At 43.2% G+C, this 21,590-nt stretch carries 18 protein-coding genes and 3 pseudogenes; 15 read left to right on the top strand and 6 right to left on the bottom strand.

Going from position 1 to position 21,590, the window contains the following annotated elements; genetic code table 11:
* Positions 1-307: 307 nt before the first annotated feature.
* From rpsF to rpsR, 3 genes are read left to right on the top strand one after another with little or no spacing between them, the layout of a single operon-like run.
* Complete coding sequence (gene rpsF, locus AC4HAF_RS04420) at positions 308-598, top strand: 30S ribosomal protein S6 (RefSeq protein WP_491096829.1); 291 nt, start codon at positions 308-310, stop codon at positions 596-598.
* Positions 599-615: 17 nt separating this feature from the next.
* The gene (locus AC4HAF_RS04415; protein WP_027975348.1) at positions 616-1,107 is read left to right on the top strand and encodes a single-stranded DNA-binding protein; all 492 of its coding nucleotides are present in this window, start codon (positions 616-618) and stop codon (positions 1,105-1,107) included.
* Positions 1,108-1,143: 36 nt separating this feature from the next.
* Positions 1,144-1,383: a 30S ribosomal protein S18 gene (gene rpsR / locus AC4HAF_RS04410; protein WP_000068664.1), complete on the top strand. Its 240-nt coding sequence runs from the start codon at positions 1,144-1,146 to the stop codon at positions 1,381-1,383.
* A 30-nt stretch (positions 1,384-1,413) separates the two neighbouring features.
* Here rpsR and AC4HAF_RS04405 read toward each other — a convergent pair whose 3' ends face one another.
* The 4 genes and pseudogenes from AC4HAF_RS04405 to AC4HAF_RS04390 all read right to left on the bottom strand — a co-directional run bounded on the left by AC4HAF_RS04405 (position 1,414) and on the right by AC4HAF_RS04390 (position 4,333).
* A complete protein-coding gene (locus AC4HAF_RS04405) occupies positions 1,414-2,115 on the bottom strand; it encodes a hypothetical protein (RefSeq protein ID WP_491096887.1) in 702 nt (233 codons plus the stop codon).
* Positions 2,113-2,394 (bottom strand): annotated as a pseudogene (locus tag AC4HAF_RS04400) (LytTR family transcriptional regulator); the annotation flags it as partial. The pseudogene AC4HAF_RS04400 and the gene AC4HAF_RS04405, both read right to left, overlap by 3 nt.
* A 139-nt stretch (positions 2,395-2,533) precedes the next feature.
* Positions 2,534-3,199 carry a DUF1129 domain-containing protein gene (locus AC4HAF_RS04395; RefSeq protein WP_491096827.1) on the bottom strand — a complete coding sequence of 222 codons (666 nt, stop codon included), beginning with the start codon at positions 3,197-3,199 and terminating at the stop codon, positions 2,534-2,536.
* Positions 3,200-3,388: 189 nt separating this feature from the next.
* The gene (locus AC4HAF_RS04390; protein ID WP_491092040.1) at positions 3,389-4,333 is read right to left on the bottom strand and encodes a magnesium transporter CorA family protein; all 945 of its coding nucleotides are present in this window, start codon (positions 4,331-4,333) and stop codon (positions 3,389-3,391) included.
* Between the two features lie 130 nt (positions 4,334-4,463).
* On the opposite strand from AC4HAF_RS04390, the gene uvrA reads away from it, so the two are divergent.
* From uvrA to AC4HAF_RS04355, 7 genes are all read left to right on the top strand, one after another.
* Positions 4,464-7,292 (top strand): excinuclease ABC subunit UvrA, encoded by a 2,829-nt coding sequence (gene uvrA / locus AC4HAF_RS04385; protein ID WP_491096826.1) that lies wholly within the window; start codon positions 4,464-4,466, stop codon positions 7,290-7,292.
* Positions 7,285-8,346 (top strand): M24 family metallopeptidase, encoded by a 1,062-nt coding sequence (locus AC4HAF_RS04380; protein ID WP_491096825.1) that lies wholly within the window; start codon positions 7,285-7,287, stop codon positions 8,344-8,346. Before uvrA ends, AC4HAF_RS04380 begins: the two co-directional genes overlap by 8 nt.
* A 12-nt stretch (positions 8,347-8,358) precedes the next feature.
* Positions 8,359-8,841: a deoxycytidylate deaminase gene (locus AC4HAF_RS04375; RefSeq protein WP_027975355.1), complete on the top strand. Its 483-nt coding sequence runs from the start codon at positions 8,359-8,361 to the stop codon at positions 8,839-8,841.
* A gap of 60 nt (positions 8,842-8,901) precedes the next feature.
* Positions 8,902-9,462 carry an elongation factor P gene (efp, locus tag AC4HAF_RS04370; protein ID WP_027975356.1) on the top strand — a complete coding sequence of 187 codons (561 nt, stop codon included), beginning with the start codon at positions 8,902-8,904 and terminating at the stop codon, positions 9,460-9,462.
* A gap of 41 nt (positions 9,463-9,503) precedes the next feature.
* The gene (locus AC4HAF_RS04365) at positions 9,504-9,893 is read left to right on the top strand and encodes an Asp23/Gls24 family envelope stress response protein (RefSeq protein ID WP_003090909.1); all 390 of its coding nucleotides are present in this window, start codon (positions 9,504-9,506) and stop codon (positions 9,891-9,893) included.
* The gene (nusB, locus tag AC4HAF_RS04360; protein WP_491096824.1) at positions 9,886-10,314 is read left to right on the top strand and encodes a transcription antitermination factor NusB; all 429 of its coding nucleotides are present in this window, start codon (positions 9,886-9,888) and stop codon (positions 10,312-10,314) included. The genes AC4HAF_RS04365 and nusB overlap by 8 nt, the downstream gene beginning before the upstream one ends.
* A gap of 133 nt (positions 10,315-10,447) precedes the next feature.
* Positions 10,448-11,908, top strand: coding sequence for a glycoside hydrolase family 32 protein (locus AC4HAF_RS04355; RefSeq protein WP_491096823.1), 1,461 nt, complete (start codon positions 10,448-10,450; stop codon positions 11,906-11,908).
* 158 nt (positions 11,909-12,066) lie between these two features.
* Here the strand turns inward: AC4HAF_RS04355 and AC4HAF_RS04350 are convergent, their stop codons facing one another.
* Together AC4HAF_RS04350 and AC4HAF_RS04345 are read right to left on the bottom strand one after the other, a co-directional pair.
* Positions 12,067-13,032, bottom strand: coding sequence for a LacI family DNA-binding transcriptional regulator (locus tag AC4HAF_RS04350; protein ID WP_491096822.1), 966 nt, complete (start codon positions 13,030-13,032; stop codon positions 12,067-12,069).
* 3 nt (positions 13,033-13,035) lie between these two features.
* Positions 13,036-14,475, bottom strand: coding sequence for a sucrose-6-phosphate hydrolase (locus AC4HAF_RS04345; protein WP_491096821.1), 1,440 nt, complete (start codon positions 14,473-14,475; stop codon positions 13,036-13,038).
* Positions 14,476-14,665: 190 nt separating this feature from the next.
* On the opposite strand from AC4HAF_RS04345, the pseudogene AC4HAF_RS04340 reads away from it, so the two are divergent.
* From AC4HAF_RS04340 to secA, 5 genes and pseudogenes are all read left to right on the top strand, one after another.
* Positions 14,666-16,048, top strand: a pseudogene (locus AC4HAF_RS04340) (sucrose-specific PTS transporter subunit IIBC); the annotation flags it as partial.
* Positions 16,049-16,138: 90 nt separating this feature from the next.
* A pseudogene (locus AC4HAF_RS04335) lies at positions 16,139-16,573 on the top strand (PTS sugar transporter subunit IIA); the annotation flags it as partial.
* A 200-nt stretch (positions 16,574-16,773) separates the two neighbouring features.
* Positions 16,774-17,655, top strand: coding sequence for a fructokinase ScrK (gene scrK / locus AC4HAF_RS04330; protein ID WP_491096820.1), 882 nt, complete (start codon positions 16,774-16,776; stop codon positions 17,653-17,655).
* Positions 17,656-17,817: 162 nt separating this feature from the next.
* On the top strand, positions 17,818-18,768 hold the full coding sequence (gene manA / locus AC4HAF_RS04325; protein ID WP_491096819.1) for a mannose-6-phosphate isomerase, class I: 951 nt from the start codon (positions 17,818-17,820) through the stop codon (positions 18,766-18,768).
* 284 nt (positions 18,769-19,052) lie between these two features.
* Positions 19,053-21,584, top strand: coding sequence for a preprotein translocase subunit SecA (gene secA / locus AC4HAF_RS04320; protein WP_491096818.1), 2,532 nt, complete (start codon positions 19,053-19,055; stop codon positions 21,582-21,584).
* Positions 21,585-21,590 lie beyond the last annotated feature (6 nt).

Below are 21,590 nucleotides of genomic sequence, written 5' to 3'. Positions count from 1 at the left end.
ATTTTAGCACTTAAACTTTTCCTAATCAACTTTAAATAGAAAAAGTAACTTAATTGACATAAGTTGAGAAAAGAGCGTGATTTTTGTTAATTAAATGTTTGAAAAGTTTAACAAATTAAAAGCTATTGGGTTTATAATACTTTTTCTTGCGGTATGAAAAATATAGTGGGATTTACGTATTGCAGAATGGAAATATTATTTTTCCTTGCATTTGTTCCATAATTTATGTATAATGGTATTTCGTGAGTATCCCTCACTTACTCATGGCAAAGACCGTGGGTCATTAGTCCAAAAGGAGGAAAAATCAATGGCAAAGTACGAAATTCTTTATATTATTCGTCCGAACATTGAAGAAGAAGCGAAAAACGCTTTGGTAGAACGCTTTGACGCTATCTTGACCGACAACGCTGCAACTGTTGTTGAATCAAAAGATTGGGAAAAACGCCGTCTTGCATACGAAATCCAAGATTTCCGTGAAGGACTCTACCATATTGTCAATGTTGAGGCTGAAGATGCCGTAGCTCTTGACGAGTTTGACCGTCTTTCAAAAATCAACGGCGATATTCTTCGTCACATGATCGTTAAACTTGACGCTTAAGAAAGTAGTGGTCGTTTATGATTAATAATGTAGTACTCGTTGGTCGCATGACTCGTGATGCTGAGCTTCGTTACACCCCAAGTAATCAAGCTGTTGCAACTTTCACGCTTGCGGTTAACCGTAATTTTAAAAATCAAAATGGTGAACGTGAAGCTGACTTCATTAACATCGTGATTTGGCGCCAGCAGGCTGAAAATTTAGCTAACTGGGCTAAAAAAGGCACTCTGCTTGGAATTACAGGCCGTATTCAAACCCGTAATTATGAAAATCAGCAGGGTCAGCGTGTTTATGTCACAGAGGTTGTTGCCGATAATTTCCAAATTTTGGAAAGCCGTGCTACACGTGAAGCTCAGTCTGGCAGCTATAATGCCGGCGGCAATTTTGGTGGAAGTAACTTTTCTGCCCAGCAGGATGCTTCACAATCGCAAACACCAAACTTCGGCAGAGATGAAAGTCCATTTGGAAATTCCAATCCAATGGATATTTCGGATGACGATCTTCCATTCTAATGGAACGAATACAAAAATATAAAGAGGAGAAAATACATGGCTCAACAACGTCGTGGCGGATTTAAACGCCGTAAAAAAGTCGACTATATCGCAGCTAACAAGATTGAATATGTTGATTATAAAGATACTGAATTGCTTAGCCGTTTTGTTTCAGAGCGCGGAAAAATTCTTCCACGCCGCGTAACAGGGACTTCAGCTAAGAACCAACGTAAAGTAACAACAGCAATCAAACGTGCTCGCGTTATGGCACTTATGCCTTTCGTAAATGAAGACTAAGAAAAAGAGAGTGATTTTTATCACTCTTTTTTAATACTGAATAACAGCTTCTCCAAAAGCGACGGTACCTGTCAGTGCAACGGATACGAGATCGTTGCTGCCGGCGTCGTGGCTGCCTGAATAAGAAATGGAGGCAAAAGGTGTGCTTGTTTTATTGACGATACGCCAGTTGCCGGGGATGCGGATATTGGTCTGACCAAAGGCGATATCAAGCCGGATTTCAGGAGAGTCTGTCATAAACTGTGCCTGCGTGAAATCAATTGACTGCTCGCCAAATTTCGTGTTGATGTAAACATTGGTTAGTTGCTTTGAGGTTACATAAGTAGTGTTTTCTGAAAAGAATGTCCTAAGATAGAGGTCGGTTTCATTGTCAATATAGTTGGCGCTTTTTTCATCGTCAAAATGGCGGTGCGATGTGCTTTTGCTTTTATAAGTGTAGGAGCTGCGGGGTCTAATCAGATTATGCAGCACGACACCGATAAGAACAAGACCTGCAAAGAGCGGACCGGTGGAGTAAGTGAAGTGGAAGAGATCTTTAAGGTAAATGCTTAAGAATCCCAATCCGATAAAGAATAAAACGAAATTATGGCTGCTGATTCCAAAGAAAGCAAAGAGCAGGGCTAAAACCAGCATGCCATCAAGAATCAGATGCAGAGCGGGAAAGAAAGCGATAACGATAAAATAAACAGCAAGCAGCAATAGCAGCAAATACCAAGAATATCCTTTTTTCATGATAAACTCCTTTTTCATAATTAATCTTTGTAATATTTTCGGAAAATCCAGGTTGTTTTGGCTGAATTTCTGAAGCTGATTTTTGGGGCGGACGAAAAAGATTTGTTGATGGCAGAAAACTCAAGACTGTTGGCAATCTGACTCTTACCGATTTGTTGGAAATAATCAGGCAGCAATTTCATGTTGTGATGAAACCAATATCTGTATGTGTAAAAAGAAAATGTCTTTTCCTGAAAATACCTTAACTGACTGATGATTGGAATTTAAGAGAATTTCCATCACACCAAGCAGCCGCCCTGTCATCAAAAATATATCTTGTCTCCATGTATTAACTATAGCATAAAAATTCCTAAAAAAGGCCACTTTCTTTCTAAGTGGTCATTTTTTATGTCTAAGCTGTTATATTCAGCGGTAAAAACTATTTTGCACTTTGCTGCGGAGCCAAAGCATTTTCGATGTTATATTTTTTCTTGAGAAGGTAGCGAATACCAAAAGCAATAGCTCCTAAAATAAGCAGTGTCAGTCCTGAGAGCTTAGGGTTGATTGCTGCCGGCAGCAGGCTTGATGCTGTATAGAGTACCATCCAAAAGAACATAAAGAGAATTAAAATGCCAAATGATTTCAAAAAACTCGGACGCTCTTCTTTAGGTTTTCCGGAATGCCGATAAACAAAGTAATAGCTTGCAAACATGACTGCACCGCCGCCAAAACCGATAAAGAGGATTGAGACGATGCCATAGCTTGGTGTTTGTTTGTTGAAGAAATTTAACAGCCCTGTTATTAAAGCGACGATGGCAAGAAAAAAGAGAGACGTATCCAGCCACATCAGCCAGGGATTGGTGTTTTTAGGAGCGGCTTTGTTTGCTCTGTCTTCATCATTTTCAATAAACTGAGCAGCCCAGACACTCGGAGCGCCAAGAAAAGAGCGGGCAGGGATTCCTTGCTTTTGCTTTTCCAAGATATCCGGCAGGTGTTCTTCGAGAATGGCTTTGATGTCTTCATCGGACCTACCTGCTTGGATTAATTGGTGAGTGACGATGCTGATAAATTCTTGATTTTTTTTGGTGAGGTTTTGTAAATCCATGGGTTAGAATTCTCCTGTTTATAAAAATCTAAGTAAAAATATAATGGGGAAAGGCAGGCTGCCACTTTCAGCAGCCGATTCGGCATTAAAGAATAGCTTATACCGCCCAGAATGGCCAATCGATATTATTTGACCCTCTGCACCAGTAAATGGGTAAGGCATAGCGCAGATAGCGGATGCCTTACCCATTTAGAACCATTTCTTCCTAATAAAGTAAATGACAACGATTGAACTCATGGCTGCCGCGATTAAAACGATATACCAGAAAGCGTGCTCCATACCATTTAGAGGCAGCCAGTTGTTCTGGAAGTTCATGCCGTAGGCAGAAAAGATAACGGTTGGTATATCAAGGGCCATGGTCATCAGCGCCAAAGTCTTCATAATGGTGTTTTGGTTGTTGGAAATGATGGAGGCAGAAGTTTCTGTCATAACATTAAGGACATTTTCATAAATACCCGCCATCTCAATCGCTTGCTGGGTCTCAATCAGGGTGTCTTCCAGCAAATCTTCGTCTTCAACATACTTTTTGAGACTGGATGTGCTGCCGGAGAGCTTTTTGACAATACGTTCATTGAGCTTAAGAGAAGCTCGCAGATAGACAATAGACTTTTCCAGCTCCATCATGTCAATCAGCTGCTCATTGCGTGTCGCTTTTTCCAGCTGTGCTTCAATTTTATCGCTTTGGCGATCGATCGAACGCAGGGCTGTCAGATAGAGTCCTGCGTTTCGGTAAAGAAGCTGAAAGACAAAGCGCGTCTTCATAAAAGTGTAAAAATTGCGGATCCGATGATTCAAGAAATTGTCAAAGAGTGTCAAAGGCTCTAAACAAGTCGTGATAACCGCTGTTTGAGTGACAATAATTCCCAAAGGAATCGTAATATAGTAACTGCGGCTGTTGCGCTCTTCGGATGTAGGAACGTCAACGATGATCAGTGTATAATTATCTTCTATGGAAATCCGGGATGTTTCTTCGACATCGAGCGGTGCCCGCAAGTCGGTGATATCAATGTTGAAATTTTCGGCAACCTGCAATGACTCTTCCTGGGAGGGGTTGACCAAATTAATCCAAGCACCCGGCTCGAATGTTTCAATTTCTTTGAATTCTGTTGCTGTTGAAAGAAACATTTGCTTCATGACAAGCCCTCCTCTTCATTTGATTAATGCATACTGTTTTATTATACTACATTTGAAACATTTTGGGGCAACTGATTCTTAAATATTTGATATAATAAGAAGATAATACTAGAGAGAAGGCTCAATTATTATGCAGGATAAATTAATTATTCACGGAGCGCGTGCTCATAATTTGAAAAATATTGACGTGGAGATTCCGCGCGATAAGCTGATTGTCATGACAGGTCTGTCGGGATCAGGAAAGTCAAGCCTTGCATTTGATACCATTTATGCGGAAGGTCAGCGCCGTTATGTTGAGAGTCTGTCAGCTTATGCCAGACAGTTTTTGGGAAATATGGATAAACCCGATGTGGATTCTATTGACGGTCTCAGCCCTGCCATTTCCATAGACCAGAAAACAACCAGCAAAAACCCGCGCTCAACTGTGGGGACAGTCACAGAAATCAACGACTACCTGCGGCTGTTATATGCACGGGTCGGTGTGCCTTACTGCAAAAACGGGCACGGTGCGATTACAGCTTCATCTGTGGAGCAGATTGTGGATCAGGTTTTGACTCTGCCTGAGCGGACGCGCATGCAGATTTTAGCTCCTATTGTCCGCCGAAAAAAGGGACAGCACAAGTCTATTTTTGAGCGTATTCAAAAAGATGGCTATGTCCGCGTGCGGGTTGACGGTGATATTGTTGATGTGGCAGAAGTACCTGAACTCTCCAAAAGCAAGATGCACAATATTGAAGTGGTTGTTGACCGCTTAGTACAAAAAGAGGGCATTCGCGGCCGGCTGTTTGATTCGATCGAAGCAGCTCTGCGCTTGGGTGACGGCTATGTTATTATTGATACGATGGATGGCAATGAATTAATCTTTTCGGAACATTATTCCTGTCCTGTCTGCGGCTTTACGGTACCTGAGCTGGAACCGCGCCTCTTTTCTTTCAATGCTCCCTTTGGTTCCTGCCCGACCTGTGATGGTCTGGGTATCAAATTGGAAGTGGACTTGGATTTGGTTATTCCGGATGAGTCCAAAACGCTGAGAGAAGGAGCGCTTGCCCCTTGGAATCCTATCTCGTCCAATTATTATCCAGAGATGCTTGAGCAGGCCATGACAGCTTTTGGCATTGATATGGATGTTCCTTTCAAAGAGCTGTCGGATGAAGCTAAAAATCTGATTTTATATGGCTCTGACGGCCGAGAATTCCATTTTCACTATGAAAATGAATTCGGCGGTGTCAGAGATATTGATATTCCTTTTGAAGGCATTGTCAGCAATATCAGCCGCCGCTATCACGAAACCAACAGCGACTTTACCCGCAATGTCATGCGCGGCTATATGAATGAGCTGCCCTGCGCAACCTGTCACGGCTACCGCCTCAATGATCAGGCGCTCTGCGTGCGTGTGGGCGGTGAAGACGGACTGAATATCGGTCAGGTGTCTGATTTATCCATTGCCGATCATCTGAATTTACTGACGCACTTAGAGCTGTCAGATAACGAGAAAACCATTGCCACGCCGATTGTCAAGGAGATTAAAGATCGCCTGACTTTTCTCAACAATGTCGGGCTCAATTACCTGACGCTTTCGCGGTCGGCCGGAACACTTTCCGGCGGTGAAAGCCAGCGAATCCGTTTGGCAACCCAAATTGGTTCTAATTTGAGCGGTGTTCTTTATATCTTGGATGAGCCTTCGATTGGTCTCCACCAAAGAGACAATGACCGCCTGATTTCAAGCCTTAAGAAAATGCGCGATCTGGGCAATACCTTAATTGTGGTGGAACATGATGAAGATACCATGATGTCAGCTGACTGGCTGGTTGACGTAGGACCGGGGGCCGGCGCTGCAGGCGGAGAAATTGTAGCTTCCGGTACCCCTAAACAGGTTGCAAAAAATAAAAAGTCTATTACCGGACAATACCTGTCCGGCAAAAAGAAGATTCCTGTGCCGCTTGAGCGCCGCAGAGGAAACGGACGTTTTATTGAAGTGAAGGGAGCTGCAGAAAATAATCTGCAAAATATCAATGTTAAGTTTCCTTTAGGAAAATTCATTGCTGTAACAGGTGTTTCAGGATCCGGAAAGTCAACCCTTGTCAACAGTATTTTAAAGAAGGCTATTGCGCAAAAGCTTAACCGCAATTCTGAAAAGCCTGGGAAATACAAGTCCATTTCTGGCATTGAGCATATTGATCGTTTGATTGATATTGACCAAAGTCCTATCGGACGCACACCGCGGTCAAATCCGGCAACTTATACCGGTGTGTTTGATGATATCAGGGATTTGTTTGCTCAAACCAATGAGGCTAAAATACGGGGCTATAAAAAGGGGCGCTTCTCTTTCAACGTCAAAGGCGGACGCTGTGAAGCCTGCTCGGGTGATGGCATCATCAAGATTGAAATGCACTTTTTGCCGGATGTCTATGTGCCTTGTGAGGTCTGCCATGGAACGCGTTATAACAGTGAGACTTTGGAAGTTCATTATAAAGAAAAAAATATTGCACAGGTGCTGGATATGACGGTCAACGATGCCGCAGAATTCTTTGCTCCCATTCCTAAGATTGCCCGTAAGATTCAGACGATCAAGGATGTCGGCCTCGGCTATGTGACTCTCGGGCAGCCGGCAACAACCCTGTCAGGCGGTGAAGCGCAGCGGATGAAACTGGCCAGCGAACTCCACAAACGCTCCACCGGCAAGAGCTTTTACATTTTGGATGAGCCGACTACCGGTCTTCATACCGATGACATTGCCAGACTTCTGAAGGTTTTAGAGCGTTTTGTTGATGATGGCAATACGGTTCTTGTCATTGAGCATAATTTGGATGTTATTAAGACTGCAGATCATATTATTGACCTTGGTCCTGAAGGCGGAGTCGGCGGCGGTCAGGTTATTGCGACCGGCACACCGGAAGAAGTGGCCGGCATTCCTGCCAGCTTTACAGGTCAATATTTGAAAGGAAAATTAAATGAATAAGAGGCTGCTGAGATTTGAGGAAAAACTCTCTCAATCGCCGGCAGATGCTGTCTTGGTGACCGGGCAGAATAATATTTACTATTTGACCGGTTTTTGGGGAACTGAAGCGACTGTTTTTATCAGTCCTAAACGCAGAATTTTACTAACCGATTCCCGTTATACGCTGATGGCCAAACAATCCGTTTCAGGCTTTGATATTGTTGAGACGCGCTCAGCTCTGAGCAGCATTGCTGACATCATCAAGGCAGACGGCCTAAGAACAATCGGCTTTGACAGTCAGGTGACTTACAGTTTTTATCAGCAGCTGGAAGAAATTTTTGCCGGTTATCATCTGCATCCTATGACTGATTTTGTTGAAGAACTGCGTATGATTAAAGATGCTGATGAAATTAAAGCTGTTCGGTGCGCCTGTGCCATTTCTGATAAAGCATTCTTAGATGTGCTTGATTTTATCAAACCGGGTCAAACAACTGAGCTGGATGTAGCTAATTTCTTAGATTTTCGCATGAGAAAATATGGTGCAAGCAGTGTATCTTTTGAAACGATTGCGGCATCCGGCCATCGCTCTGCCATGCCCCACGGAGTAGCTTCCGATAAAGTTATTCAAAAGGGAGAGACGCTGACCCTTGATTTTGGCTGCTACTACCATCACTATGTGTCTGACATGACTCGGACCATTCATATCGGACAGGTCAGCGATCAGGAGCGGGAAATCTATGATATCGTGTTGACAAGCAATCAGGCTCTTATTGCTGCTGCTAAGGCCGGAGTGACTTACCGTGCTTATGATCGCATTGCGCGTGAAGTGATTGATTCTGCCGGATACGGAGCGTATTTTACGCATGGTATCGGTCATGGAATCGGTCTGGATATTCACGAGATTCCTTATTTCGGGAAATCTGATGAGGCTATTCAGGCGGGCATGATTCTGACCGATGAGCCCGGCATCTATCTTGAAAACAAATACGGCGCGAGAATTGAAGATGATCTTCTGATTACAGAAAATGGCTGCGAAGTTCTGACTCAGGCTCCGAAAGAATTAATTGTTTTATAGGAGAAAAGAGATATGACTGATAAAAAACGCCTATCCTGGCAAGATTATTTTATGGCAAATGCAGAGCTGATTTCTAAGCGTTCAACCTGCAACCGCGCTTATGTCGGAGCTGTGCTGGTAAAAAACAAGCGCATCATTGCCACAGGCTACAATGGCGGTGTGTCTGACACTGATAACTGTGATGAAGTCGGCCACCAAATGGAAGACGGCCACTGTATCCGAACGGTTCACGCTGAGATGAATGCGCTCATTCAGTGTGCTAAAGAGGGCATTTCGACCAACAATACTGAAATTTATGTCACGCATTTTCCTTGTATCAACTGCACTAAAGCGCTCCTGCAGGCAGGAATAAGCAAGATTACCTATAAGACTGCCTATCGTCCTCACCCTTTTGCGATTGAGCTTTTAGAGGCCAAAAATGTTCCTTATTTTCAGCACGATGTACCGGAAATTCATCTGGGTCAGCAGGAAGAGAGCAGCTCAGAAAACATTTGAGAATGCCGGGACATTATGGTAAAATGAGATGATAATATTTTATAAAGAGGTATAGAAAACATGATTGAAGCAAGTAAGCTCAAGGCTGGCATGACTTTTGAGACCAATGATGGTAAATTGATTAAAGTGCTTGAAGCCAGCCACCATAAACCAGGTAAAGGCAACACCGTTATGCGCATGAAACTGCGTGATGTCCGTACGGGTTCAACCTTTGATACAACTTACCGTCCGGAAGAAAAATTTGAACAGGCCATCATCGAAACACGTCCTGCTCAATACCTTTATCAAATGGATGATACGGCTTATTTCATGGATACAGAAAACTATGAGCAGTATGAAATTCCGGTTGCTAATGTAGCAGAAGAATTGAAATTCATTTTAGAAAATTCAGAAGTTAAAATTCAATTCTACGGTACAGAAGTTATCGGAGTTACTATCCCGACAACTGTTGAACTGACAGTTACTGATACCCAGCCGTCTATCAAGGGAGCAACTGTAACAGGTTCAGGGAAACCTGCAACGCTTGAGACAGGTCTTGTTGTTAATGTGCCGGACTTTATTGAAGTCGGTCAAAAACTGATTATTAATACAGCAGAAGGTACTTACGTTTCTCGTGCTTAAACAAAGCCGGATTTGTAGACTTTATTAGAAAGGATCGCATGATGGCAAATGAAATGATAGGAGAAATTGTCATTTCTCCGCGTGTGCTTGAAGTGATTACAGGCATCGCTACAACCAAGGTGGAAGGTGTCCACTCGCTTCATAATAAAAAAGTCGCTGACAGTCTCAGCAAGGTTGCTCATGGACGGGGTGTTTATCTTCAGACAGAAGAGGACGGAACCGTTAACGCTGATATTTATGTCTATCTGCAGTACGGCGTCAATGTACCGGCAGTTTCTATCGAGATTCAGCAGGCAGTCAAGGCAGCTGTTTATGATATGGCAGAAGTCAGTCTTTCAGCAGTTAATGTCCATGTTGTTGGTATTGTTCCTGAAAAAACACCAAAACCTGATATGAAAACCCTGTTTGATGAGGATTTCCTTGATGGCTAGTGTGTTTAGTGATTCGAGACGTGATCTGCGTGAACGTGCCTTTCAGGCACTCTTTTCTTTGGAATTCGGCGGCGACAGCCTTAAAGCGGCTGAATTTGCCTATACCTATGATAAGGCTGAGGAAGAAGAAACGGATGTTCCTGTGTTCTTACTGGCCTTGGTTCAGGGAGTATCTGACTGCAAAGAAGAGCTGGATAAAAGTATTTCCCAGCATCTTAAATCAGGCTGGACGCTTTCCCGCCTGACCCTGGTTGATAAAAACCTGCTGCGGCTAGGTTTATATGAAATTAAATATTATGAGGAAACACCTGAGCGTGTTGCTCTCAATGAAATTATTGAAATTTCAAAGAAATATTCCGACGAAAAATCCAGCAAGTTTATCAACGGTGTTTTAAGCCAGTTTATTGCTGAGAAAAAATAAAGTCCGGGCTGAAATTTTTGCTACTCATTAAAGCGCAAAAAGCAGCCGGGCTTTTTATATGCAAAGAATGGTTTGAAAAATGAAAGCGCATACGATATAATGAAAGTATCTGTTTGAATCAAAGGAGAAGAAAATGAAAGAATGGACGCGGGAGGAGCGCTACCGTGTACTGCAGGATGCTGATGACATTCGCGGACTTTATGAAACCATCGCAAAATCGGATTACAGGCAAACCTATCATGTACAGCCGATTACGGGTCTGTCAAGCGATCCCAACGGTTTTGTTTATCATAAGGGCATCTGGCATCTTTTTTACCAGTGGTGTCCCTGGGGTGCTGTACATGGCTTAAAATACTGGTATCATGCGGTATCAAAGGATTTGGTTCATTGGGAAAACCGCGGTGTCGGCATTTATCCGGATTCTTTTTACGATAATAAAGGGGTGCATTCAGGCTCAGGTTTTTCAACAGGGGAGGATCTCTATCTTTTTTATACAGGCAACCATCGTGATGACAATTGGGTGCGGACACCTTATACCTGTGTTGCTAAGCTAGAAGATTCCGGTGAGCTGATTAAAGCTTCCGAGCCGCTGTTTGGACCTCATGAGCATTATACAGAGCATCAGCGTGACCCAAAGGTCGTTTATGATGAAGAAACGCAAAAATATTACATTCTTCTGGGTGCCCAATCCAAGGACCTTAAGGGCAAGGTTTTAATTTACAGGTCAGATTCTCTTCTGGAAGGATGGACTTTTGCCGGTGAACTGCAGGTTCCGGGATTTGAAAACTTGGGCGGCATGTGGGAATGTCCGTCAATTGAACACATTTCCGGCAAGGACGTTTTGGTTTTTTCGCCTCAGTATACTACCTTGCCGAACCGTAACCAAAATACCAACCATAATATCTATTTGATTGGGAAAATGGATTATAAAAATTTAACATTTACCGCAGAAGGAGACTACCGCCATCTGGATTACGGTTTTGATTTCTATGCAGCGCAGTTTGCAGCTGGTGTAAAAGAGCCTGACAAAGCTGTTTTAACGGCTTGGATGGGACTGCCGGATAACCACTATCCGACCGAAGCAGAAGACTGGGAAGGCAGTCTGACTCTGCCGCGTGAGCTGTGTTTGGTTAATAACCGTTTGATTCAGCGTCCTGTAGCAGCTGTCACTTCACTGCGTAAACAGCCATTGATTTTAAATAAGGAGCTGCCGAGGGTTTGTGAATTGGACATTCAAAATCCTCAAGGACAGGATTTTGAGATGAAACTTTTTACCAGGGAGGACGGCAGCGGCGGTTTTCGCATTTCTTATGACAGCAAAACAAAGCTTTGTACAATTGACCGCAGTCAGATGGATCAGCATTTCAATGCAGAGCTTGGAGAATGCTTGACGATGCCCATGGAAGATGATCTGACGAAGCTTGCTGTCTATATTGATAAAAGCTCTGTTGAACTGTTTATCAATGACGGACAGGCAACCTTTACCTCTCACCTTTATCCGACAAAGCAAGAAAGATATTATGCTGCGGATTCTCATCTTGAGCTTAAAGGCTGGCTGCTAAAACAGGCAGTGTCAGATGATTTTATTGTTTAGAAAAGGGAGTGGGAAAGAACTCAACAAATGACAAAAGAGTTCGTCTTCCCACCCCCGCACAGTTGGCTAGGTTTTCCGCTTTGGCCTTGTGGCAAAAGGAAAGCCAGCCAACCACTGCGTCAAGAGCTTATTCCAAAACAGGAATATTGGGCGAGTTTTTAAATACTTCTGCCAGATATTAAGGTGATGGGGAGTTTATGCTCTTTATCACTTAGCGTTTGTCCGGCGATTTTTTTTAACAGCAGCTCAACAGTCAGCTGGGCAATATCACGAATAGGCTGTTTAATGGTCGTCAACTGGGGCAGGTAATTTTCAATAAAGGCAGTACCGTCATAGCCGATTAATTTTAAATCCTCAGGAATCTTAATCTGTGATTCATTGGCCACTTTCATAACCAGCATAGCTGTCAGATCATCAGAGGTAAAAATACCATCGGGCTGGTAACGATCAAGAATATTTTTAATTTCCATTTCCTTGCGGACAGGAGAATAATCGCTGGAAACGTTGATGAAATAAGATTTGGGTAAGACAGAACTGAAGCCTGTGCGGCGCAGTGCCGTCGGTGAGCAGCTGTCATCATTACCGGTAATCATGACAATTCGCTTGCAGCCGGCTTCCTTCAAGCTTTGGGCAGCCAGAACGCCGCCTTGAAAATTATCGGATGAAACAACGGGAATCTTAGGGGATAGGTTGCGGTCAAAGGAAATAATAGGGGCGGTAACACGGTCATAATCAGGAATTCCTAAATTATGGCTGCCAGAGATAATGCCGTCTACCTGATTGGCTTCCAGCATTTCCAGGTATTCACGTTCCTTGTCAGAATCGTGTTCGCTGTTGCAGATAATGGTTTTGTAGCCCTTGTCAAACAGCTCACGTTCCAAATGTTCAATCAATTCGGCATAAAAGATATGGCTGATATTGGGGAAAATCAGACCGACCAGCTTAGAGGATTTTCCCTGCAGGCTTCTGGCGAGATTGTTGGGTTTATAGCCAAGTTCACGCATGGCCTCGTTGACTTTTTGAATGGTTTTTTTTGAAAGATAGCCCTTTTTATTAATCACGCGGGAAACAGTAGTAGGACTGACACCCGCTAATTCTGCAACATCTGTTAATTTTGTAACCATAAGCTAATAGTCTAATTCAAAGTACTTACCGGCTGGATGCCCTTGTTTGATAGCAATGCCTGTCTGGTCTTCACGCGGAAAAACACGGCCTGTAAATACTTTTTCTCCCTTATTGATGAAAATTTCAAAAATTGATTTGTCGATGAAAATAGCTGCAGTTGTAATTTCGTTGTCAATCGCACAAGAACGGGTGGTACCGTATTTAAGAGCATACTGTTCTCCTGCTTGAGAACGGTCAATCAGAATTTCTCCCTTTTGGGTATCGACAACTACTGATAAACCTTTGCTGTCTTGATCAGCAAATAAGATAATTTCACTGCGGCTGTCCTTATCAAAAGTCAGCTCCAGCTCATAGGTATTGTTGGTTGAGCTCATATTGGCAAAGGTTTTTTCTTCCTGACGAAGGGAAGTAACAGCATCGACAGGATACTGGTAGAGTTTGCCGTCTTTGACTGTCAGTTCTTTGACCAGGCTCATAGCTCCTTGATAATCATATTTATCGGTCGGATATTCTACATCGGGAAGCCCAATCCAGCTGATAGACAAGGCTCTGCCGTTAGGATCGTTAAAAGCCTGAGTTGCATAGACTTCGAAGCCATAATCTAAATTATGAATCTCAGAAGGATTGACCAGAGCTGCTTTTTCTGTGTCAAACGTTTGACCTATTTTATACATATTGGGATAAATATTGTCGTAATGAATGACCTTTTTATCAAGCCCCTGGGGACAGTAAAGAAGAACCGGCTGGTCATCTACAAAAACCAGATTGGGGCATTCAATCATGTAAGAAGTGGCATCATTGTCAAAGTCCAAATCTCCTACGAAATGCCATTCTTTATAGCTGTTGTTTTGAGCCTTATAAAGTTTGATAAACCCTTTTTTATCAAGGCTTTGAGCACCGATGATGGCGTAGTAGTCACCTTTGTAGAAGAAAATCTGCGGATCGCGGAAATGTTCGGTAACATCGTCCGGCTTAGCAATCAGTGTTTGAGGGACTTTTTCTAAATTACCGCTGCTGTCCAGCAAACCGCCGTTTTGATAGGTGTGGCGTACCCAGTTTTCATCGCGGACATTGCCTGTATAAAAGATGAACAGTTTGTCACCGAACTGCATGGCAGAACCCGAATACATGCCGTGGCTGTCCAGAGAAGTGTCAGGATATAAAATCGTTCCTGTTTCTTTGAAGTGGATTAGGTCGGTTGACTCTGTCTGTACCCAGGACTTAAGACCGTGAGCAGCACCAAAAGGGAAATACTGGTAAAACAGCTGCCATTTTCCCTTGAAATAGGAGAAGCCGTTGGGGTCATTGAGAAGGCCGTAGGCCGGTTCAACATGAAATACTGTATGCCAAGGAGAACGTGCAGCATTTTCTTTGATTTTTTGAACCTCTTCTTTTGTCCATTTATCATAGGGTTTGTACTTTTGTTCGGTTGTTAATGACATAGTGCCTCCATCGTATAATTCTATATTATATACTAGACGTTTTCTTCTTAAAAATCAATATTTTAACGCAAAAAGTGACTTTTTTATGTAAAACGATTGACATATTGTGAAAAAATGATAAAATATAAAGCGTGGAAAGTAAAAAAACGCTTTCAAAAACATAACAAATTATCAAAGGAGTTTTTTGCAAATGGATAATACACAAATTGCAAAAGAAGTCATTGAAGCTCTGGGAGGGCGTGACAATGTACGCAGCGTTGCTCACTGTGCTACCAGACTTCGTGTAATGGTTGTTGATGAGGATAAAATTGACAAAAAAAAGGCTGAGAGCATTGAAAAAGTTCAAGGTGCTTTCTTTAACTCAGGTCAATACCAAATCATCTTCGGAACAGGCACTGTTAACAAGATTTACGATGAAGTGGTAGCACTTGGCTTGCCTACTTCTTCAACAGGAGAACAAAAAGCTGAGGCCGCTAAGGAAGGAAACGCCTTCCAGCGTGCTATTCGGACCTTTGGTGATGTCTTCGTACCGCTTTTGCCGGCTATTGTTGCCACAGGTCTTTTCATGGGTGTCCGCGGTGCCATCAATAACGACACCATCTTAGGATTGTTCGGCACCACCTCAAAAGCATTTTCAGCATCGAATTTCTACACTTATACGGTAGTCTTGACTGATACGGCCTTTGCCTTCTTCCCTGCTCTGATTTCATGGTCTGCCTTTCGTGTGTTTGGCGGGAACCCGGTTATTGGTTTGGTACTCGGTTTAATGATGGTCAACTCAGCTTTGCCAAATGCCTGGGATGTTGCCTCTAATGCTGCAAAACCAATCATGTACTTCGGCTTTATTCCGGTAGTTGGCTATCAAAACTCAGTATTGCCGGCTTTCTTCGTTGGTCTGCTGGGTGCTAAATTTGAAAAATGGCTGCACAAAAAGGTTCCGGATGTCCTTGACTTATTGGTAGTGCCGTTTGTGACATTTACAGTCATGTCTGCTCTTGCCCTTTTTGTCATCGGCCCTATCTTCCACTCAGTTGAAGATTACGTTCTTGCTGCTACGAAGTTCCTTTTGAATTTACCGCTTGGTTTGTCAGGTTTGGTACTTGGAGGACTTCACCAATTGGTCGTTGTGACTGGTGTTCACCACATCTTCAACTTACTTGAATCACAATTAATTGCAGCAGACGGCAAAGATCCGTTCAACGCGATTATCACTGCAGCTATGACTGCACAGGCAGGTGCAACACTTGCCGTCGGTGTAAAAACCAAATCAGCTAAATTAAAAGCTCTTGCTTTCCCGGCAGCTTTATCTGCAGGTCTGGGTATTACTGAACCGGCAATCTTTGGTGTTAACTTACGTTTCGGAAAACCATTTATCTTGGGACTTGTCGCAGGTGCCTTCGGCGGCTGGCTGGCTTCATTATTTAACCTTGCAGGAACAGGTTTTGGTATAACAATCATTCCGGGAACACTCCTTTACCTCAATGGACAGGTTCTTAAGTATATTATCATGGTATTGGTAACGACAGCAGTTGGTTTTGCCTTGACTTACTTCTTTGGTTATGAAGATGAAGAAACACAAGAAGAATCAGCCAATGACACTCCAAAGGAAGCAGAAGAAACTCCAGCAGCTCCTGTTGAAGTGACTGATGATGTTCTTGGCGCTCCTCTTGCAGGTGAAGTTGTAGATCTTAAATCCGTAAATGATCCGGTCTTCTCCAGTGAAGCAATGGGTAAAGGCGTTGCGGTTAAACCTAGCGGAAACACTGTTTATGCACCGGCTGACGGTACAATTCAAATCGCATTTGACACTGGCCATGCCTATGGTATTAAGACTGATAAAGGAGCAGAAATTCTGATTCATATCGGTATTGATACAGTTTCTATGAACGGCGACGGCTTTGAACAAAAAGTAAAAGCTGATCAAAAAGTTAAAAAAGGCGATGTTCTGGGAACATTTGACAGTGCTAAGATTGCACAGGCCGGTCTTGATGATACCACAATGGTTATCATTACTAACACGGCAGATTATGCTTCAGTTTCACCTGTTGCTTCAGGAACGGTAGAAGCAGGCAGCGACTTGCTAGAAGTTAAAAAATAAGAGATTTTGCTGAGGTTGGTAGATGTATACTGGCCTCAGCTTTTTAGTTTTATTATGCAGCATTAAAAGCAGGATTCTTTCTTAACAGACGCTTTATTTATGGTATAATGAAAAGTAGTTTCCCATAGAGCTTTGCTCTTGCAAGTGAGGGCAGCTACCGGCTATTGACTATTGAAATAAAAAGAGATTCGAGGTTTACTATGTCTAAATTATATGGCAGCGTGGAAGCTGGCGGAACAAAATTTGTCTGTGCAGTTGGCGATGAAAATTTTCAGATTGTTGAAAAGGTTCAGTTTCCAACAACCACTCCTTATGAAACGATTGAAAAGACGGTTGACTTTTTCAAAAGATTCGAAGCGGATTTGGCCAGTGCAGCAATTGGTTCTTTTGGACCTATTGACATTGATCCAAATTCAGAAACTTACGGTTATATTACGTCAACCCCTAAGCCTAATTGGGCTAATGTTGATTTAGTCGGCTTGATGTCCAAAGATTTTAAGATTCCCTTTTACTTTACAACGGATGTTAATTCTTCTGCCTATGGGGAAACCATTGCCCGCCCTAAAGTGAAAAGCTTGGTCTACTACACAATCGGTACCGGTATCGGAGCGGGAGCTATCCAAAACGGTGAATTCATCGGCGGTGTCGGACACACAGAAGCAGGACATACTTACATGGCTCTTCATCCGAATGATGCAGCCAACGATTTTTACGGTGTCTGTCCTTTTCATAAGGGCTGTCTGGAAGGTCTGGCTGCAGGTCCCAGCCTTGAAGCCAGAACCGGTATTCGCGGCGAGCTGATTGAGCAAAATTCAGATGTTTGGGATATTCAAGCTTACTATATTGCTCAGGCTGCTATTCAGGCGACCATGCTTTACCGGCCGCAGGTTATCGTTTTTGGCGGTGGTGTCATGGCTCAGGAACATATGCTGCGCCGGGTCCGTGAAAAATTCACATCCTTGCTTAATGACTACCTTCCTGTGCCTGATGTCAAAGCCTACATCGTCACACCGGCAGTCGCTGAAAATGGTTCTGCGACATTGGGCAACTTTGCTCTGGCGAAAAGAATTACAGAGCGCTAAAATATTTACAAAAGGCAAAGCAGCTATACAGACAGTTTTGCTAATTCAATAACTTTTATGACGCAGTGAGAACTTAGGTATTTAAATCAGCAAGTTCATTCTGCGTCTTTTTCTTTTGGTTAAATGGTGATATAATGAGAAAAAATGACAGGAGAAAATACAATGGCAGAACCTTTATTTTTACAATCGCAGATGCATGAGAAAATCTGGGGCGGCAGCCGTTTGAAAACGGAATTTGGTTATGATATTCCTAGTAGGACAACCGGTGAATATTGGGCGATTTCGGCCCATCCCAACGGGGTTTCTCTTGTCAAAAACGGCCTGTATAAGGGAGTTGCACTGGATAAACTTTATGCAGAGCACAGAGAGCTGTTTGGCCACAGTAAGAGCCCTGTGTTTCCGCTTTTGACTAAGATTTTGGATGCTGATGATTGGCTGAGTGTTCAGGTTCATCCGGATGACAAATATGCTTTGGAGCATGAAGGAGAGCTGGGAAAAACTGAGTGCTGGTATGTTATCTCTGCTGATGAAGGTGCTGAAATCATTTATGGCCACAATGCTCAGTCCAAAGCAGAACTGCGGGATTTGATAGCGTCAAAAAACTGGGATCAGCTTTTAAGGCGCATTCCGGTTAAAGCTGGGGACTTCTTTTATGTTCCGAGCGGTACCATGCATGCGATTGGCAAGGGAATTATGATCTTGGAAACCCAGCAGTCCAGTGATACTACTTATCGTGTTTATGATTTTGACCGAAAGGACGACAAAGGACAAAAACGGGAGCTTCATATTGAGGCATCTATTGATGTTTTAACAATCGGTGCCCCAGCTAACTCAACTCCCGTCAGTCTGGCTCTGGAAAACATAGAATCCACTCTCTTGGTTTCGAGTTCCTTTTTTGCTGTGTATAAATGGGTGATAAAAAGTTCTGTTAAGATGAGACAGACAGCTCCCTACCTTTTGCTCAGTGTATTGGACGGAGAAGGCAGTATCACAGTTGACGGTGAAAACTATCCTCTTAAAAAGGGAGATCATTTCATACTGCCAAGCGATGTCAAAGCCTGGGAATTAGCAGGAAATCTGACCATTATTGCCAGCCATCCCAATGAACACTAAAGATAAGACTGTTGGATCGAAAGTGAGTATTTGGCTGTGCAGTCAGGTTCAGAAATTTAAAAATACGAAAGAAGTGCATTTTCATGTTTTGAAAATGCACTTCCTTCTGTAATTGCAAAATTTTAATGACACTGAGATTTTTTGCTATATTAAACAGCTGGTTTTGGGGACAGCAGCGTCCTGCCTTTCAGCTTCTTGTGAGGTTTTGAGAAGGCACAGGAATTCTTGAACATGAGCTGTATTTATGATAAAATAGAGCGATAACACTATCGAAAGGAATCAAGATGGCAAATATTCTACGCACTATCATTGAGAATGATAAAGGCGAAGTAAGAAAATTAGCAAAAATAGCAAAAAAAGTTGAAAGTTATGCTGATGAAATGGAGGCTCTTGCAGATGAAGAGCTCCAAGCTAAAACAGAAGAATTTAAACAGCGCTATCAAAACGGTGAATCCTTAGATGACCTGCTTCCTGAGGCTTTTGCTGTTGTTCGCGAGGCTTCAAAACGTGTTTTAGGCCTCTATCCTTACCGCGTTCAAATTATGGGCGGGGTGGTTCTTCACCATGGGGATGTTCCTGAAATGAAGACAGGGGAAGGAAAAACCCTGACCGCAACCATGCCGGTTTACCTCAACGCCATTGCCGGTGAAGGTGTCCATGTTGTCACGGTCAATGAATATTTGGCAACGCGTGACGCTACTGAAATGGGAGAGCTTTATTCATGGCTGGGTCTGTCTGTCGGCATTAATCTGGCAGCTAAATCATCGTCTGAAAAACGTGAAGCTTACAGCTGTGACATTACATACTCAACCAATGCTGAGATCGGTTTTGATTATCTGCGTGATAATATGGTTGTCCGCAAGGAAAATATGGTACAGCGGCCGCTCAATTTTGCTCTGGTGGATGAGGTTGACTCCGTTTTGATTGACGAAGCGAGAACACCGCTTATTGTTTCAGGGCCTGTCAGTACAGAGACTAACCAGCTCTATTACCGTGCAGACAGTTTTGTAAAGACACTGACAGAAGATGACTATGCGATTGATGCACCGACGAAAACAATTGGCCTTAAGGATTCCGGCATTGATAAAGCAGAAGCTTATTTCCATTTAGACAATCTCTATGATATTGAAAATGTTGCTCTGACTCACTACATTGACAATGCCCTGCGTGCTAACTACATCATGCTGCTTGATATTGACTATGTGGTCAGTGAGGACCAGGAAATTCTGATTGTTGACCAATTTACAGGGCGTACAATGGAAGGGCGCCGCTTTTCTGACGGACTTCATCAGGCGATTGAGGCTAAAGAAGGTGTGTCTATTCAGGATGAATCAAAGACCAGTGCTTCCATCACTTACCAAAACATGTTTCGGATGTACAAAAAGCTGGCAGGTATGACAGGTACTGCCAAGACAGAAGAAGAAGAATTTCGCGAAATCTACAACATGCGTGTCATTCCGATTCCGACGAACCGTCCGGTAGCTCGTATCGATCATCACGACTTGCTCTATCCGACACTTGAGTCTAAATTTAAGGCAGTTATTGATGATGTGAAAGCCCGCCATGAGAAGGGACAGCCGGTCTTGGTCGGTACTGTTGCGGTTGAAACCTCAGACCTCATCTCAAAAATGCTGGTTCAGGCAGGTATACCTCACGAAGTTCTTAATGCTAAAAATCACTTTAAAGAAGCTCAGATTATCATGAATGCCGGTCAGCGCGGCGCAGTTACCATTGCAACCAATATGGCCGGGCGCGGGACAGATATTAAGCTTGGTGAAGGTGTGCGCGAGCTCGGAGGTCTTTGTGTTATCGGTACAGAACGCCACGAAAGCCGCCGGATTGACAATCAGCTGCGCGGACGTTCAGGGCGTCAGGGAGATCCGGGTGAGTCACAATTTTACCTTTCACTTGAAGATGAATTGATGCGCCGTTTCGGTTCTGAACGTGTTAAAGCTATTCTCGATCGCTTTATCAAGGAAGACAACGATGTTGTCATTAAATCACGTATGCTGACTAATCAGGTTGAATCTGCTCAAAAGCGGGTTGAAGGAAACAACTATGACACGCGTAAACAAGTCCTTCAATACGATGATGTCATGCGCGAGCAGCGTGAGATTATCTATGCTGAACGCTATGATGTCATTACCGCTGAGCGGGATCTTGCTCCGGAAATTAAGGCCATGATTAAACGGACAATTGAGCGTACGGTAGAATCTCACAGCCGCTTGGATCGTAAGGAAAGCCTTGATGCTATTCTTAACTTTGCCAAAACAAATCTGCTGCCGGAAGATTCAATCAGCTTACACGATATAGAAGATCTGAAGTACGATGATATTAAGGATCTGCTCTATGATGCAGCTCTTAAAAATTACGACCGTCAGATTGCAAAATTACGTGATGAAGAGTCTGTTCGGGAATTCCAAAAGGTGCTCATCCTTATGGTTGTTGACAATAAATGGACAGACCATATTGATGCTTTGGATCAGCTTAGGAGCTCGGTTGGCCTGCGCGGCTATGCACAAAATAACCCTATCGTTGAATACCAGTCAGAAGGCTTTAGAATGTTTCAGGATATGATTGGTGCCATTGAATTTGACGTGACGCGTACAATGATGAAAGCGCAAATTCATGAGCAAGAGCGTGAAAAAGAAGCTAAAAGCAGGACAACAGCCCAACAAAATATTTCCGCTCAGTCCGGAACAGCTAAACCAGCGGCTCAGCAAGATCCTATTTTCAAGGGAGTTGGCCGCAACGATAAATGTCCGTGCGGTTCAGGCAAGAAGTTTAAAAATTGTCACGGCCGCAAACAATTGTAAACATTA

It is taken from the genome of Streptococcus sp. ELY_90 (genome assembly GCF_058314475.1).
The sequence above is the reverse complement of the archived record's forward strand: the minus strand, read 5'-3'. Positions and strand labels throughout refer to the sequence as shown.

Bases quoted from the DNA above. Each gene is read 5' to 3' on its own strand.
- rpsF (WP_491096829.1), top strand. From the start codon at position 308: ATGGCAAAGTACGAAATTCTTTATATTATTCGTCCGAACATTGAAGAA.
- AC4HAF_RS04415 (WP_027975348.1), top strand. From the start codon at position 616: ATGATTAATAATGTAGTACTCGTTGGTCGCATGACTCGTGATGCTGAG.
- rpsR (WP_000068664.1), top strand. From the start codon at position 1,144: ATGGCTCAACAACGTCGTGGCGGATTTAAACGCCGTAAAAAAGTCGAC.
- AC4HAF_RS04405 (WP_491096887.1), bottom strand. From the start codon at position 2,115: ATGAAAAAAGGATATTCTTGGTATTTGCTGCTATTGCTGCTTGCTGTT.
- AC4HAF_RS04395 (WP_491096827.1), bottom strand. From the start codon at position 3,199: ATGGATTTACAAAACCTCACCAAAAAAAATCAAGAATTTATCAGCATC.
- AC4HAF_RS04390 (WP_491092040.1), bottom strand. From the start codon at position 4,333: ATGAAGCAAATGTTTCTTTCAACAGCAACAGAATTCAAAGAAATTGAA.
- uvrA (WP_491096826.1), top strand. From the start codon at position 4,464: ATGCAGGATAAATTAATTATTCACGGAGCGCGTGCTCATAATTTGAAA.
- AC4HAF_RS04380 (WP_491096825.1), top strand. From the start codon at position 7,285: ATGAATAAGAGGCTGCTGAGATTTGAGGAAAAACTCTCTCAATCGCCG.
- AC4HAF_RS04375 (WP_027975355.1), top strand. From the start codon at position 8,359: ATGACTGATAAAAAACGCCTATCCTGGCAAGATTATTTTATGGCAAAT.
- efp (WP_027975356.1), top strand. From the start codon at position 8,902: ATGATTGAAGCAAGTAAGCTCAAGGCTGGCATGACTTTTGAGACCAAT.
- AC4HAF_RS04365 (WP_003090909.1), top strand. From the start codon at position 9,504: ATGGCAAATGAAATGATAGGAGAAATTGTCATTTCTCCGCGTGTGCTT.
- nusB (WP_491096824.1), top strand. From the start codon at position 9,886: ATGGCTAGTGTGTTTAGTGATTCGAGACGTGATCTGCGTGAACGTGCC.
- AC4HAF_RS04355 (WP_491096823.1), top strand. From the start codon at position 10,448: ATGAAAGAATGGACGCGGGAGGAGCGCTACCGTGTACTGCAGGATGCT.
- AC4HAF_RS04350 (WP_491096822.1), bottom strand. From the start codon at position 13,032: ATGGTTACAAAATTAACAGATGTTGCAGAATTAGCGGGTGTCAGTCCT.
- AC4HAF_RS04345 (WP_491096821.1), bottom strand. From the start codon at position 14,475: ATGTCATTAACAACCGAACAAAAGTACAAACCCTATGATAAATGGACA.
- scrK (WP_491096820.1), top strand. From the start codon at position 16,774: ATGTCTAAATTATATGGCAGCGTGGAAGCTGGCGGAACAAAATTTGTC.
- manA (WP_491096819.1), top strand. From the start codon at position 17,818: ATGGCAGAACCTTTATTTTTACAATCGCAGATGCATGAGAAAATCTGG.
- secA (WP_491096818.1), top strand. From the start codon at position 19,053: ATGGCAAATATTCTACGCACTATCATTGAGAATGATAAAGGCGAAGTA.